Genomic DNA, 15,614 nt, shown 5'->3' with positions numbered 1-15,614 from the left:
GAGGCCGCACACTTCAGTGCCGCTTGCGCCGCAATCTGACGACGATATCGACATTGGCGATTTCCGTTCCTTCCGGTGGTTCTGGAAGGTTCTTCACCTCAACCCCGCCTGAGGGAATGTCAAACACAGTCTCGTCTTCTTCGTAGAAGAAATGGTGATGGTCCGACACATTGGTGTCGAAATAGGTCCGTGCGCCCTCCACTTGAACGATCCGCAACATCCCCGCTTCGGTGAATTGGTGGAGTGTGTTGTAGACCGTGGCAAGCGAAACGGAAAAACCCGCTATCTGGGCTTCCTCGTGCAATGCCTCCGCGGAGACATGACGGTCGCCCGATGCGAACAGGAGGTCGGCGAGCGCCACACGCTGGCGGGTCGGCCGCAGACCCGCATTTCTCAGGCGCTCCTCGAGCGACATGTTCTGCGTTTCTTTCGAAATCGACACCGCGACCGTCCGTGTTTCCTGTTGGCTGAGCCGGGACTTCTTCCCATACTCTCCTGCAGTCATTCTTCCAATGACATATATTCGCTCAATTCAAAGCGATCAATAGCAGAGGAATTCCGGTTCAGTCCCTCAAGAGGCATCGCAAAATCCCACAACGGCGGTTTCCAGCAAGAAACAAGCTGTGATAGGGAGTTCCAACTATGACAAGAATGGTTCCGGAACCACCGCAACCACGGACGGGATGGCTATTAATGGCGCATACGAAAAACAGCTACGATTACGAAGACCTTCTGGCCTGTGCACAGGGTGAGCTTTTCGGCCCCGGCAATGCGCAGCTTCCAGCTCCCCCGATGTTGATGTTCGACCGTATCACCGACATCCAGGAAGAGGGCGGGGAATATGGAAAGGGCTATATTCGCGCTGACTTCGCCATCAAGCCGGACCACTGGTTCTTTCCCTGCCACTTTCCCGGCAACCCCATCATGCCGGGCTGCCTTGGCCTCGATGCACTTTGGCAGTTGACCGGCTTTTACCTCGGCTGGCTTGGCCTTCCGGGCAAGGGCATGGCCCTTTCGACCGGCGAAGTGAAATTCAAGGGTATGGTGACGCCTGAGACAAAGCTTGTCGAATATGGCGTCGACTTCAAACGCGTCATGAAGGGCCGCCTCGTTCTCGGCACCGCCGATGGCTGGCTGAAAGCCGATGGCGAACAGATCTACACCGCCACGGATCTTCGCGTCGGCCTGGCCAAGCAAGAAGCCTGAGTTTCAACCAAATGACTGGCGGCCGCCTGAGCGGCCCAAGGAGAGCATCATGAGACGTGTCGTCGTCACCGGTCTCGGGATCGTATCCTCGATTGGCAATAATGCAGACGAGGTCACCGCCTCGCTGCGCGAAGCAAAATCGGGCATTTCGTTTTCAGAAGATTTCGCCGAGCACGGTTTTCGCTGTCAGGTCTGGGGCGCGCCAACGCTTGACCCGGCCGAAGTGGTCGACCGCCGCGCCATGCGTTTCCTTTCGAAGGGCGGTGCGTGGAACCATGTGGCCATGGAACAGGCGATTGCCGATTCCGGGCTCGAGGAAGGCGACATCACCAACGAGCGCACCGGCATCATCATGGGTTCGGGCGGTCCCTCCACCCGAACCATCTTCGAAGCCGCGCAGACCACGATCGAAAAAGGCTCGCCCAAGCGGATCGGGCCGTTTGCCGTGCCGAAGGCGATGTCCTCCACCGCCTCCGCTACGCTTGCCACGTGGTTCAAAATCCATGGCGTGAACTACTCGATCTCATCGGCCTGCTCGACCTCGGCACACTGCATCGGCAATGCAGCAGAGATGATCCAGTGGGGCAAGCAGGACGTGATGTTTGCCGGTGGCCACGAGGATCTCGACTGGACCATGTCGAACCTCTTCGACGCCATGGGCGCCATGTCCTCGAAGCACAACGATACGCCGGCCACCGCTTCGCGCGCTTATGATGTTTCGCGCGATGGTTTCGTGATCGCCGGCGGCGCAGGTGTCCTGGTTCTCGAAGAGCTGGAGCATGCCAAGGCGCGCGGCGCCAAGATCTATGCCGAGCTCACCGGCTATGGCGCAACCTCCGACGGTTTCGACATGGTTGCGCCTTCGGGCGAAGGGGCTGTGCGCTGCATGAAACAGGCGCTTTCCACGGTGAAGGGCGATGTGGATTACATCAACACGCATGGCACCGCGACGCCAGTGGGCGATTCACGCGAGATCGACGCCATCCGCCAGGTCTTCGGGCAGAAAATGCCGCATATCGCCTCAACGAAATCCCTGACCGGCCATTCGCTTGGCGGCGCCGGCGCACAGGAATCGATCTATTCGATCCTGATGATGCAGGCAGGTTTCATCGGTGAGAGCGCCCACATTACCGAGCTTGATCCCGAGTTCGAGGGCGCGCCGATCGTGCGCAAGCGCATCGACGATGCCAAGATCGACACGGTGCTCTCCAACTCGTTTGGCTTCGGCGGAACCAACGCCACGCTCGTGTTCCAGCGTTACGCAGGGTGAATTAGGTCCATGGACGGTTTGATGAAAGGGAAACGCGGCCTCATCATGGGGGTCGCCAACGATCATTCGATAGCCTGGGGCATCGCCAAGAAACTGGCCGAACAAGGCGCGGAACTGGCGTTCACCTATCAGGGCGATGCGTTTGGCCGCCGGGTGAAACCGCTGGCCGAGAAGGTCAATTCAAATCTCCTTTTCCCTTGCGACGTAGAAGACAGCGCCTCCATCGATGCTGTCTTCGACGGGCTGAAGGAAGAGTGGGGCTCGCTCGATTTCATCGTTCATGCCATTGGCTTTTCCGACCGCAACGAGCTGAAGGGCCTCTACGCCAACACCACGCGCGAGAACTTCGTGCGCACCATGGTCATCTCCTGTTATTCCTTCACCGAAGTCGCCCGCAAGGCGGCGGAACTGATGGAAAATGGCGGGCAGATGCTGACGCTCACCTATGCTGGCTCCACCCGCGTGATGCCGAATTACAACGTCATGGGCGTAGCCAAGGCTGGTCTTGAAGCCAGCGTGCGCTATCTCGCAAGCGATTACGGCCCGCGCAATATCCGCGTCAACGCGATTTCCGCTGGTCCGGTGCGCACGTTGGCCGGCGCCGGCATCTCGGATGCGCGCTACATGTTCTCCTATCAGCAGCGCAATGCGCCGCTGCGGCGCACGGTTGTGATCGACGAGATTGGCGGGTCGGCGCTCTATCTGCTTTCCGATCTTTCATCGGGTGTGACCGGCGAAATCCACTATGTGGATTCCGGCTACAACACAGTATCCATGCCCACCATGGAAGAGCTGAAGCGACTGAGCGCGGCCACCGGCGACGACTGAGTCTGTTCTCCGGCGTGCGTCACTTGCGCGCCCAAAGAACCTTGAACACCGTATCGCGGCGCAGCTCACCCTGTGCCGCGAAATGCTTTTCTAGGCTCTCTTCATAAGGAAGCTGCCTGTTGGCAACGAGGAAGAGCCGCCCACGCGGCTTGAGCGCCTTAGCGGCCGCAGCGATCATGCTGTGCCCCATGTCCGGCTCCGCGGCGCGGCTACGATGGAAAGGCGGGTTCATGAGAATCACGTCATAGCGCTCATTAACCGGCTCCCCCAAAAGGTCATGCCAGAAAAAGCGCGCCGGTACCTGCGAAGCCTTATGTGCCATGTTGCGCCGTGCCGCCTCCACAGAAGCATAATGCGCCTCATAGAGATCGATGCTTTTGATGGCAGGAAAAGAAGACACTGCCGCGACCGAAAGATACCCCCACCCGGCGGCAAAATCGGCCATTCTACCTGACAGATTGTCCGGGAGGCATTTGACAAGCAATGCCGAGCCAGGATCGACGCCATCATCAGAAAAACCACCGGCTGCGGTGGTGTAACCGTCCGCCACGGTTTCGCCGATTTCCAGCGCAGCGAGCGCCGCGTCGATCGCATCCGGGCGCCGGAGCCAGAATACCACGCCATGATGTTTCGAGGCATGATCCTCGAGTTCCACGAGCTCACCCATGCGCTTGCGCACGCTGCCGCCGCCATCCTTCTTGGCGCAGGCGGCCACAATGCGGGCGCCCGGTCGGGTTCGCTTCAGCGCTTCGGCCAGCCTCTGTTCGTTCTCGCGCCGGTGGCGACCGAGCAGCACGAGCGCCAGATCATAGCCCTCCCCTTCCGGTTCGGGGAAAACCGAGATGCCCGTTCTCTGAAGAGCGAGAAAGTCCGGCCGATAGCCCTGAACCGCCGTCATGTTTCCTGCGAAATCGGAAGGAAGATGAAACGCTCCCGGTGCGCCTAGAAAAAGCACACGCTCATCCTCGCCCGGCGGATCGATGAGCCCGCGCTCGAACGGAAATAGAAGTGTGGGAAGCGGCGTGTCGTTCATGTCAGTTACCGGATGTGAAAACGGGCGCGGCCATGAAGGCGCGCGCCCGCTTGTCGTTCAAATGGAAAGCGGGATCAGCCGTCGGCGTCCTCGGCTTCTTCTTTCTTCTTATCCTGCACGATCTCCTGGCCGGTCTCCTGGTCGACGACCTTCATGGAGAGACGAACCTTGCCGCGCTCATCGAAGCCCATCAGCTTGACGAACACCTTGTCGCCTTCCTTGACGACGTCGGTCGTCTTGCCGACGCGCTCCTGAGCGAGCTGTGAGATGTGAACGAGGCCGTCCTTGGGCCCGAAAAAATTCACGAATGCGCCGAAGTCGGCGGTCTTCACGACCGTGCCTTCGTAGATTTCGCCCACTTCCGGCTCAGCCGTAAGCGAGTGGATCCACTTCTTCGCCGCCTCGATCTCCTTGGCGTTGGAAGAAGCGATCTTGACCGTGCCATCGTCCTCGATGTTGATCTTGGCGCCAGTCTTCTCAACGATCTCGCGGATCACCTTGCCGCCAGAGCCGATCACGTCGCGGATCTTGTCGGTCGGGATCTGCATGACCTCGATGCGGGGAGCGAACTCGCCCAGCTCACCACGGCTCTCCGAAAGCGCCTTGGCCATCTCGCCGAGAATGTGCAGACGGCCGTCCTTGGCCTGGTCGAGGGCGATCTGCATGATCTCCTCGGTGATGCCGTCGATCTTGATGTCCATCTGAAGGGAGGTGATGCCCTCATCCGTGCCGGCGACCTTGAAGTCCATGTCGCCGAGATGATCCTCGTCACCCAGAATGTCAGACAGAACGGCAAAGCGCTCGTCTTCCTTGATCAGGCCCATAGCAATGCCGGCAACCGGCTTGGCCAGCGGAACACCGGCATCCATGAGAGCGAGCGAGGTGCCGCAGACGGTCGCCATGGAAGACGAACCGTTGGATTCGGTGACCTCGGAGACAACCCGCAGCGTGTAGGGGAACTGATCGGCGGCCGGCAACATCGGATGAATGGCGCGCCATGCGAGCTTGCCATGACCGATCTCGCGGCGGCCGGGCGAACCCATGCGGCCGGTCTCGCCCACGGAATAGGGCGGGAAGTTGTAGTGAAGGAGGAAGGTCTCCTTGTAGGTGCCGGTAAGCGAGTCGATATACTGCTCGTCCTCGCCGGTGCCGAGCGTGGCAACCACAAGGGCCTGCGTCTCACCACGGGTGAAGAGCGCCGAACCGTGCGTGCGCGGGAGAAGGCCGGCCTCCGCAACAATCGGGCGGACGGTCTTCAGGTCACGACCGTCAATCCGGCCCCCGGTGTCGAGGATGTTCCAGCGAACGATCTTCGCCTGCAGGCTCTTGAAGACGGTGTTCACCTGCTCGGCCGACCATTTGGTCTCTTCTTCGCCTTCCGGCAGAAGCGTTTCCTTGACCTTGCCCTTTGCCGCATCAACAGCATCATAGCGCTGCTGTTTGTCGGTGATCTTGTAGGCTTCGCGCAGATCGTTTTCGACGATTTTGAGCATCTCGCCTTCGAGATCGGAAAGATCCGGCGGGGTGAAATCGCGCGGTTCCTTGGCGGCGACCTCCGCAAGCTTGATGACGGCATCGATGACCGGCTGGAAAGCCTTGTGGCCAAACATGACAGCACCGAGCATGACATCCTCGGGAAGCTCCTGGGCTTCCGATTCCACCATGAGAACGGCATCCCCCGTACCGGCAACGACGAGGTCGAGCTTGGTCTCTTCCATTTCGTCGACATGCGGGTTCAGAATGTATTCGCCGTTGATGTAGCCGACGCGTGCAGCACCGATCGGCCCCATGAAGGGCACGCCCGAAATCGTCAGCGCAGCCGATACGGCCACCATGGCGACGATGTCCGGATCATTTTCCAGATCGTGCTGGAGGACGGTGGCAACCACCTGGGTGTCGTTCTTGTATCCGTCGACGAAAAGCGGGCGGATCGGGCGGTCGATGAGGCGGGAGACGAGCGTCTCCTTCTCGCTCGGACGACCCTCACGCTTGAAGTAGCCACCAGGAATCTTGCCGGCAGCAAAGGTCTTTTCCTGGTAGTTGACGGTCAGCGGGAAGAAATCGAAACCGGCCTTCGGCTCTTTCTGGGAAACGACCGTGGCCAGAACCACCGTCTCTCCGTATGTGGCCAGAACGGCACCATCGGCCTGACGAGCGATCTTGCCGGTTTCAAGGGTCAGCGGACGCCCACCCCATTCGATCTCAACTTTGTGGTCTTTAAACATATCTTGTCCTTTTGTGCCGAAGGGCGCGCCATTCTCTGGCGGCGTTCTCCCTTCGGGCTCGCTTCATTTGTCAGACGAGCCACGGGCAAGACAACGGGAGGCTCGGTTCCGGCCAGTTCGACCGCAAGCATCCTGCAATCCTGCCCCATGACCTGTCCATTGGGGCCCCGGCTATTCGGCTTACGGGTGCGGGATGGCGGCAAAGCCGCTGTCACATTCACACCTGGCCGGAGCCGTCGGGCACACAGAACAAACTGCATGCCCAAATAAGACCGGCGGACACCCCTTGGTATCCGCCGGCCAAATCAGCTTAGCGCCGCAGTCCGAGCTTCTCGATCAGCGTCTTGTAGCGGCCTTCGTCCTTCTTTTTCAGATAGTCCAGAAGACGGCGACGCTGGGAGACGAGCTTCAGGAGACCACGACGGGAGTGGTTGTCCTTCTTGTGATCCTTGAAGTGCTCGGTGAGGTTCTTGATCCGCTCGGTCAGAATAGCGACCTGGACTTCCGGAGAACCGGTATCGCCCTGGGCGGTGGCAAATTCTTTCAGCAAATCCTGTTTGCGCTCTGCAGTAACCGACATCGGCTTCCTTTCTCGAATTTAGGGAAAAGGGACGCCCTCAGCCGGGATGTCGTCCAGCCGGGGCCATGCAACAATGCGCATTCAAAGCGCAATGATGGCCGGCATATAAGCGAAATCGCCTGGAATTACCAGCCCAAACATTGCCCGCCTCGCGTTCTCAGCCGGCGGCATCCTCCCGTATCGCCTTCTTCTGAAAATCGGGTACCAGCCTGTCGACTGGAATCTTGAACACGCATTCCAGCCCATCGCGGTGGTATACACGGGATATCTCGGCATCTAGCGTACCGCCGACCATTCGTTCGATAATCTCGGTGCCGAAACCGCGGCGACGAGCATTGCGGCGACGGCCCTTCGCGACAAACTCCCGCCAGGTGAGAGTGAACATTTCGTCCTTGGTTTTCCACGAGATGTCGAGACTTCCGGTATCGCTGGAAAAGGCACCGTACTTGGAGGCGTTGGTCGCGAGTTCATGCACAGCGAGGCCGATTGTCTGCGCAGGTTGATTGGCGAGCCGAAACTTGGGCCCGCTCATTTTGAAGCGCTCGGCGCTGTCTGGCCGAAAGGGATCGACCTGTGCCGCCAGCAGTTCACGCAGTTCCACGCCTGCGGCGCCACCTGCAATCAGCAAGTCGGTCGAGCGCGCAAGTCCGTAAAGGCGTTTTTGAAACGCGTCCTGAAATCCCGCAAAGGTTCTTGAGCTGCGAGCGGTTTGCTTGGCCATGGAGGACACGACCGTAAGCTGGTTCTTGGAGCGATGCGCCACTTCGCGCATCAGGAGGCGAATTTCATTCTCTGCCTGCTCCCGATCCAGGGCCGCTTCCGCCAAAGCCGTGGAGACGGTAGCCACTTCTGCAATCGGATATTCGATAGCATGGACTGGCTCTCCGGCGCCCAACCGGCGGGCATCGCGTGCGAGACGCCTCACGGGACCGGCGATCTGCCGGCCGAGCAACCAGGCTGCGAAGGCGCCGATGGCGATCACGAGCAGGCCTCCAGCTAGCAGCATGCGCAAAGAATGGCGCATTGGTTCTTCAATCGTCGCGGTCGACGCCCATACCACCGCCTTCCACCCGCTGACCCCGGATTCATCCACGATCGTGGTGTAGGTGCCGCCTTCGCGATCCTCTGTCGGCTCAGCCTCGTGGTAGATACCGGTTCCCTCCAGATCCAGAAAGAAGGGTTCGCCGACATCCGACGACATCAAGGAAGAGGCCACGACGATGTTTTTCTTGTCCACCACCGAGGCGTTCCATCCTCCGCGGAGCATCTGCTGAGACAGAACATCGATCAGCGAATCCGCGTTGCGCGTCATCACCAGGAGGAGGGGGGAACCGTTCTCCGGAAAGTAGGGCTTCACGACCTTGAAGCTCCATTTTCCGTCCAAACTGCCAAGGAACACACCGGAAGTTCTGGTGACCCCGCCTTCCAGTGCCGCCTTCACCGTCTCCGGCTCTTTGATGGGCCCCAACGGTTCGCCATAAGGCACCCCTGTATTCATCAGCGGCCGGAAGTTGTCGTCCAGCACCCGCAGATAGGATCCGCTGCCGGCGAGGGCGAGCCTCGCACGGTCGTAAAAATCCTTCATGTCACCGCTGGAGAGCGAAGGGGTTGTCGAAAGCACACGCAATGTTGTTGCCATGCCGCTCAGTTCACGATCCACGGCCTCGGCGATGGAGCCTGCCATGGCTTCGGCAAGCGTCGTTACGACTTCGCGCTGAGCCTCATTGTTTCGCTGAAGCAGGACAACCGAAACACCTATCGCGGGGATGACGGTCACCGCGATCAACAGAAACAGAAAAAAGCCAATAGACTTCGGGCCCGACGCGAAAGCCCTTATGCGCTCTGACCATGTTTCCGGAAGCGCATCATCTTTCGCTTGCATCCAGTACCCGTCCCGTTGATCATCTCGGTACATAATGCATAAAACGGCCAAGGGTTGCCTAGCCGATCGAAGGAAATCGCTTGGCTCAGTGATTTAAACGGCAAAAACCCGTTTGGGTTTGAACATACCCGCCTCAACCGCCCCAAGCGCCACCAGCCGCCCCCGCGCGCTGGCCCATGCTTCCGGCGCTTCCACAGGAGCATCACGGCCGCGCACGATCACCGGATTGCCCAGACGAAGACGGGCTGCCGCATCGTCGGTGACCGTCACTTCGGGCAAACCTTCGAGCGCGGTGGCAATGTCCAGGAGATACGTATCCAGCGCATCGAGATTGCCGGCCTCACGGTCCCCTTCTTTGGCAGCGTCTTCCAGCGCCGGGAGCTCCACAAGCTGTTCGGGAAGAAATGGATACACTTCCGTGCGCCGCAGTTCGGCGATGTGGCCAAAGCAACCCAGGTCTCTTCCCAAATCCCGAGCGATGCTGCGCACATAGGTGCCTTTGCCGCACTCGATCTCGAACAGTGCTTCATCGGGCGTGAAGGAAACCAGATCAAGCCGCCCCACCTCGATCTCGCGTGCCGCGATCTCTACTGTCTCGCCTTCGCGTGCAAGGTCGTAGGCGCGTTCGCCGTCAATCTTGATTGCAGAGAATTGCGGCGGGGTCTGCATGATGATGCCGGTATAGTTCGGCAGGAGTGCGCGAATGGCTTCTTCAGTGGGGCGTTCATCGGAGCTATGTGTCACCGGACCTTCCAGGTCATCCGTGGCCCGTTCCTCACCCCATGCCACCTTGAACCGATAGACCTTCGCTCCGTCCATCACGAATGGAACCGTCTTCGTCGCGTCTCCCAGTGCGATCGGCAACATGCCGGATGCGAGGGGATCGAGTGTCCCCGCGTGACCTGCCTTCTCCGCATTGAACAGCCATTTGATCTTCGAAACAGCGCTGGTTGACCCCATTCCGGCCGGCTTGTCGAGGATCAGCCAGCCGTTGATACGGCGTCCCTTCCGCTTGCCGCGCCGCGCCATCAATCGTCACCCTCGTTGTGTCCGTCATCCTTCAGATCCCGAGCCACTTCCGGCGATTTCAGGAGACGATCGATCTTGTTGAAATTCTCGAAACTGTCGTCCACCCGGAAGCGCAGTTCCGGCATGTACTTCATCTGACGTAGAGCAGGTGTGATGCGGCCACGAATGAAACGCGCATGACGGTTCAGCGCTGCCGCAACCGCTTCCTTGTCGGCAGCGCCGAGCGGCGAGACGTAGGCTGTTGCGATCTTCAGATCCGGGGACATGCGCACTTCGGACACGGAAACCACGGTGTTGGCGAGTGCATCGTCACTCACATCGCCGCGCTGGAGAGCCTGCGCGATTGCATGACGCACCTGCTCGCCGACGCGAAGCTGGCGTTGAGAGGGGGCGGAAGACGGCATGGAGTACCTTCTTGCGGGGAAAACCCTATTGTATCCGCATCACGGATATCGGCAAATTATGAAAGCTGAAGCGTCTGACGCCGGAAAGCGGCATGGGGCATCAGATGCCCCATGCCGCCGTTTCCATACGTATGCGCATTAGAGCGTGCGCGTGACCATTTCGACGCGGTAGGCCTCGATGACATCGCCGGGGCGAATGTCTTCGTAGTTCTCGAACGCCATGCCGCATTCCTGACCGCCAGGCACTTCGGAAACTTCGTCCTTGAAGCGCTTGAGCGTTTTCAGCTTGCCTTCGTGGATCACAACGCTGTCGCGAATGAGCCGCACGCCGGCGCCACGCTCGACCTTGCCCTCGGTGACCCGGCAACCGGCAACCTTGCCGACCTTGGACACGTTGAAGACCTCGAGGATCTCGGCATTGCCGAGGAAGGTCTCGCGACGCTCCGGCGAAAGAAGCCCTGACATGGCCGCTTTAATGTCATCCACCAGATCGTAGATGATGTTGTAGTAGCGGATTTCGATGCCGGCTGCTTCAGCCGCGTCGCGGGCCTGCTTGTTGGCACGGACGTTGAACCCGATGATCGCGGCCTCGGAGGTCTCGGCAAGCGACACGTCGCTCTCCGTGATCGCGCCGGCGCCCGAATGGACGATGCGTGCGCGCACCTCGTCGGTGCCCAGCTTGTCGAGAGCACCGGCAATGGCTTCGATCGAGCCCTGCACGTCGCCCTTCACGATGAGCGGGAACTCCTTCAAGCCAGAATCCTGAAGCTGCGACATCATCTGTTCCAGAGAGCCGCGCTGGCCCGCCTGGCGGGCAACAGACTTCTCGCGAGCCAGACGTTGACGATATTCCGAGATCTCGCGGGCACGGGCCTCGCTCTCGACAACCGCGATGCGGTCGCCAGCCAGCGGCGTGCCCTGCAGTCCGAGGATCTCGACCGGCATGGAAGGCGGAGCCTCCTTCAACTGATCGCCGCGGTCATTGACAAGTGCGCGCACACGGCCCCACTCATTGCCTGCCACGATGATATCGCCGGTGCGAAGCGTTCCGGCCTGAACCAGAACTGTCGCGACAGAACCGCGACCACGGTCGAGCTTCGCCTCGATGACAACGCCTTCAGCGGCACGGTCCGGGTTGGCCTTGAGCTCGAGAACCTCCGACTGCAGAAGCACAGCTTCGAGCAGCTTGTCGAGATTGGTTCCCTTGACGGCAGAGACCTCGACGTCGAGCACCTCACCACCCATGGATTCCACGAACACTTCGTGCTGAAGGAGTTCGGTCCGCACCTTGTTGGCGTCGGCTTCCGGTTTGTCGACCTTGTTGATCGCGACAATGATCGGAACACCCGCCGCCTTGGCGTGGTTGATGGATTCGATCGTCTGCGGCATGACGCTGTCATCGGCAGCCACCACCAGAATGGCGATATCGGTTGCCTCGGCACCGCGTGCACGCATTGCCGTGAAGGCGGCGTGGCCGGGCGTGTCGATGAAGGTGATCGTCTGTCCGTTCTGCTCGACCTGATAGGCACCGATATGCTGCGTGATGCCACCGGCCTCGCCTGAAACGACGTTTGCATGGCGAATGGCATCAAGCAGCGACGTCTTGCCGTGGTCGACATGGCCCATGATCGTCACGACGGGCGGACGCGCCTTCAGATCCTCTGCCTTGTCCTCAACATTGAAGAGGCCGTCTTCCACATCGGATTCGGCTACGCGCTTTACGGTGTGACCGAATTCCTCAGCCACCAACTCGGCAGTGTCCGCGTCGATCACGTCGCCGGGCTTCAGCATCTGGCCCTGCTTCATGAAGAACTTGATCACCTCCACGGCACGCTCGGTCATACGCTGAGCGAGTTCCTGAATGGTAATCGTTTCAGGAAGCACCACTTCACGAGAGATCTTCTCGCGCGGCTCCTGATGCTGCGCGCGTTTGAATTTCTCCTGGCGACGACGCATCGAAGAAAGCGAACGCCCGCGTGTCTCTCCATCGTCCGAAAGAGCACGATTAAGGGTCAACTTGCCGCGGCGACGCTGATCGTCTCCCCGCGGCTTGGCTGCCGGGCGAGGCGTCTCCGGCTTGGGCGCTGCGCGCTTGACCGGTGTGCCCTTGCTCTTCGAGCGGCCTTCATCGTCGGTATCGTCCTCAAGCACGGGCTTGGTTTCAACCGGAGCCGGCGCGCGGCGACGCGCCTCTTCTTCTGCCTGGCTGCGCGCTTCCGCCTCCGCTTTCAAACGCGCCTCTTCCTCGGCCTGGCGGCGTGCGGATTCCTCACGCTCGCGCTCCCGGCGCACCTCTTCCTCAGCGCGACGCTTTGCTTCTTCTTCAGCGCGCTTGCGCTCTTCCGCCTCGCGCACCTTGGAATCCTGCAACGCGCGTCGCCGAGCCTCTATCTCGTCCTTTGAGAGCTCATTGAGCACCACGCCGGAGCGATTACCACCCGGCGACGGGCGTGGACGCTCGCGATGACGCTGTGGTGCCGGCTTTGGGGCCGCAGGCTTCGGCTTTGCCGCAACAGGCGCAGGTGCCGGCGCAGGGGCAGGCGCAGGCGCGGCCTCGGGTCGCTCATCCGGCCTGGAAAACTTGCGCTTTTTCGTTTCGACGACGACAGACTTGGAGCGTCCATGCGAGAAGTTCTGGCGCACCGTGCCCTGCTCAACGGAGGGCCGCTTCAGCGTCAGCGTCTTCTTCTTTTCGACGCTCAGCGTCTTGTCGTCACCGGTTTTCGTATCCGTCATTCCACATCCTCTGCGGTGCCCATTGCAACCGCTGCCGGTTTATCCGCGCATTCGCCTCGAAAAGTCTCGAGCGCACTAACGCGTTTCAGCGCCGCCTTGCCCGCGTCCCGCCCGAACACGGCAGCATGTATCACATTTGTTGCCCCCAATGCCAAACTCATTTCTTCTTCCGAAAAGAGTTTGTAAGCTGGGATGGCTGGTCCGCCCAGATGGACCACTGCATGACGAGCGGCCGTGATCTTGCGCACCCCGTCCTGCGAGGCTTCACGAGCATGCAGCACACCATAGGCCTTGCCGCTACGCACCGATGCCTCGACCTTCGCAGCACCCAATGCCACGGCTCCGGCCTTTCGCGCAAGCCCAAGAGCGCCTAGAGCGGCTTTTGAAAGCAAAACATCGACCAGTTCGCCCAGATTGTCCGGTGCCGTGACTGATGTTTTGAGGGCGCGGGAAAAGAGGTTCTTCTCCGCCGCCTTTTCGACATGAACCCGATCAGCGGTGACCCAGCAACCGCGCCCGGGGAGTTTGCGCTTCAGATCGGGCACGACCATGCCGTCCGGTCCCGCGACGAACCGGATCAGGTCCTCCGCGGGCCGCGCCTTGCGCGAGACAATGCATGTGCGATCGTTCATATCGTCCACAACAACTCCAGAGCAACCTGCTGCCGCGTGCCATCACGCGGCTCCGCAGGATTGCGGCGAAACAAGGATTATCGAGCGCACCACGGGCGTCACACAGACGGCCACACGCTCGACAACACCCATATCAGGCTTCCGCGCCTTCGGCCGCCTCAGGGGCGTGCGCGCCCTCGGCAACGTCAGCGCTTTCCTCACCCTCGACAGCCTCTTCGGCTTCAGCCTCGGCTGCGAGGTCTTCTTCGGTTATCCAGCCCGTCTTAAGACGGGCCGCGACAACCATCTGCTCGGCTTCTGCACGCGACACGTCGAACTTGGAAAGAACGCCCGGCTCGAACGTCGTCTCGCCATCCTTCCGTTCTTTCCAACCGACAAGATCGTCCACCGCATAACCAGCGAAATCCTCGATCGTCTTCACGCCATCCTCCCCGACAGCCACCATCATAGCGGTGGTGAGCCCAGGGATTTCCCGCAACTCGTCCTCGACACCAAGTTCCTGACGCTTTGCGTCGAACTCACCCTCGATGCGTTCGAGATATTCGCGTGCGCGGGTCTGAATCTCTTCGGCGGTTTCTTCGTCGAAACCATCGATCGACGCGATCTCGCCAGATTCGACATAGGCCACTTCTTCGACACTGGTGAAGCCTTCGGAAGCCAGGACCTGCCCCACCATCTCGTCGACGTTCAGTGCGTCCATGAACAGAGAGGAACGTTCGGTGAATTCTTTCTGACGACGGCTCGATTCTTCTTCCTCGGTCAGAATGTCGATATCCCAACCGGTGAGCTGCGAAGCGAGACGCACGTTCTGGCCACGCCGGCCAATGGCCAGCGAAAGCTGATCGTCCGGCACCACGACCTCGATACGCTCCGCGTCCTCATCCAGCACCACCTTGGCGACTTCCGCCGGCTGCAGCGCATTGACGATGAAGGAAGCGGCGTTCTCGTTCCACGGAATGATGTCGATCTTCTCGCCCTGCAGCTCGCCGACAACAGCCTGAACACGGCTGCCGCGCATACCCACGCAGGCCCCGACCGGGTCGATGGAGGAGTCATGGCTGATCACGGCGATCTTCGCGCGTGAACCCGGATCGCGGGCTACCGAACGGATCTCGATGATGCCGTCGTAGATTTCCGGCACTTCCATGGTGAACAGCTTCGCCATGAACTGAGGATGGGTGCGCGACAGGAAGATCTGCGGGCCGCGCTGCTCTCGACGCACGTCATAGACATAGGCGCGGACGCGGTCGCCATATTTGAAGATTTCGCGCGGGATCAGTTCGTCGCGGCGAATGATGGCTTCGCCCCGGCCGAGATCGACGATGACATTGCCGTATTCGACACGCTTGACGGTGCCGTTGACAATCTCGCCGATGCGATCCTTGTATTCGTCATACTGACGATCGCGTTCAGCTTCGCGCACCTTCTGCACAATCACCTGTTTGGCGGACTGGGCAGCGATGCGACCAAAATCCATGGGCGGAAGCTGCTCGGCAAGAAAATCACCTGGCTGAGCATCGGGGTTGCGCGTGCGCGCATCCTTCACGGAGATTTCGCGTGCCGGCTCTTCGACATTCTCGACGACTTCCATCAGACGCTGCAGCTTCATTTCACCCGTCTGAGGGTTGATGTCGGCGCGAATATTGGTCTCCTGACCATACCGCGACCGCGCGGCCTTCTGGATCGCGTCGGCCATGGCGGCGATGACGATCTGCTTGTCGATAGACTTCTCGCGGGCCACCGCGTCGGCGATCTGAAGAAGCTCCAGCCTGTTCGCACTGACTGCCAT

13 protein-coding genes are annotated in these 15,614 nt (G+C 60.2%); 3 read left to right on the top strand and 10 right to left on the bottom strand.

The window, feature by feature from the left end; all coding sequences use genetic code 11:
* Window positions 1-13: 13 nt before the first annotated feature.
* Entirely contained in the window at window positions 14-415 is a 402-nt protein-coding gene (gene irrA / locus KW403_RS09700) for an iron response transcriptional regulator IrrA (RefSeq protein ID WP_223022508.1), read from the bottom strand.
* Window positions 416-693: 278 nt separating this feature from the next.
* Here irrA and fabA point away from each other — a divergent pair, with 278 nt between their 5' ends.
* The 3 genes from fabA to fabI are packed head-to-tail and all read left to right on the top strand — an operon-like array spanning window position 694 to window position 3,304.
* Window positions 694-1,206 (top strand): 3-hydroxyacyl-[acyl-carrier-protein] dehydratase FabA, encoded by a 513-nt coding sequence (fabA, locus tag KW403_RS09695; RefSeq protein WP_223019298.1) that lies wholly within the window; start codon window positions 694-696, stop codon window positions 1,204-1,206.
* A 49-nt stretch (window positions 1,207-1,255) separates the two neighbouring features.
* A complete protein-coding gene (gene fabB, locus KW403_RS09690; protein ID WP_223019297.1) occupies window positions 1,256-2,476 on the top strand; it encodes a beta-ketoacyl-ACP synthase I in 1,221 nt (406 codons plus the stop codon).
* A gap of 9 nt (window positions 2,477-2,485) precedes the next feature.
* Window positions 2,486-3,304 (top strand): enoyl-ACP reductase FabI, encoded by an 819-nt coding sequence (gene fabI, locus KW403_RS09685; RefSeq protein ID WP_223019296.1) that lies wholly within the window; start codon window positions 2,486-2,488, stop codon window positions 3,302-3,304.
* A gap of 19 nt (window positions 3,305-3,323) precedes the next feature.
* On the opposite strand, the gene KW403_RS09680 is transcribed toward fabI, so the two are convergent.
* The 9 genes from KW403_RS09680 to nusA all read right to left on the bottom strand — a co-directional run bounded on the left by KW403_RS09680 (window position 3,324) and on the right by nusA (window position 15,614).
* Window positions 3,324-4,337, bottom strand: coding sequence for a class I SAM-dependent methyltransferase (locus KW403_RS09680; protein WP_223019295.1), 1,014 nt, complete (start codon window positions 4,335-4,337; stop codon window positions 3,324-3,326).
* 74 nt (window positions 4,338-4,411) lie between these two features.
* Window positions 4,412-6,562: a polyribonucleotide nucleotidyltransferase gene (gene pnp / locus KW403_RS09675; RefSeq protein WP_223019294.1), complete on the bottom strand. Its 2,151-nt coding sequence runs from the start codon at window positions 6,560-6,562 to the stop codon at window positions 4,412-4,414.
* Between the two features lie 310 nt (window positions 6,563-6,872).
* Window positions 6,873-7,142: a 30S ribosomal protein S15 gene (gene rpsO / locus KW403_RS09670; RefSeq protein WP_007010185.1), complete on the bottom strand. Its 270-nt coding sequence runs from the start codon at window positions 7,140-7,142 to the stop codon at window positions 6,873-6,875.
* Window positions 7,143-7,299: 157 nt separating this feature from the next.
* Window positions 7,300-9,024 (bottom strand): sensor histidine kinase, encoded by a 1,725-nt coding sequence (locus tag KW403_RS09665; protein WP_223019293.1) that lies wholly within the window; start codon window positions 9,022-9,024, stop codon window positions 7,300-7,302.
* Window positions 9,025-9,117: 93 nt separating this feature from the next.
* On the bottom strand, window positions 9,118-10,053 hold the full coding sequence (truB, locus tag KW403_RS09660) for a tRNA pseudouridine(55) synthase TruB (RefSeq protein WP_223019292.1): 936 nt from the start codon (window positions 10,051-10,053) through the stop codon (window positions 9,118-9,120).
* Complete coding sequence (rbfA, locus tag KW403_RS09655) at window positions 10,053-10,457, bottom strand: 30S ribosome-binding factor RbfA (RefSeq protein ID WP_223019291.1); 405 nt, start codon at window positions 10,455-10,457, stop codon at window positions 10,053-10,055. Before rbfA ends, truB begins: the two co-directional genes overlap by 1 nt.
* 138 nt (window positions 10,458-10,595) lie before the next feature.
* On the bottom strand, window positions 10,596-13,193 hold the full coding sequence (infB, locus tag KW403_RS09650; protein ID WP_223019290.1) for a translation initiation factor IF-2: 2,598 nt from the start codon (window positions 13,191-13,193) through the stop codon (window positions 10,596-10,598).
* Window positions 13,190-13,825: an RNA-binding protein gene (locus tag KW403_RS09645; RefSeq protein WP_223019289.1), complete on the bottom strand. Its 636-nt coding sequence runs from the start codon at window positions 13,823-13,825 to the stop codon at window positions 13,190-13,192. The genes infB and KW403_RS09645 overlap by 4 nt, the downstream gene beginning before the upstream one ends.
* Before the next feature lie 133 nt (window positions 13,826-13,958).
* Window positions 13,959-15,614 carry a transcription termination factor NusA gene (gene nusA, locus KW403_RS09640; RefSeq protein ID WP_223019288.1) on the bottom strand — a complete coding sequence of 552 codons (1,656 nt, stop codon included), beginning with the start codon at window positions 15,612-15,614 and terminating at the stop codon, window positions 13,959-13,961.

The sequence above is a fragment of the Nitratireductor kimnyeongensis genome (assembly GCF_019891395.1).
Taxonomy (GTDB): domain Bacteria; phylum Pseudomonadota; class Alphaproteobacteria; order Rhizobiales; family Rhizobiaceae; genus Nitratireductor; species Nitratireductor kimnyeongensis.
This window is presented reverse-complemented; position numbering and strand designations above follow the sequence as displayed.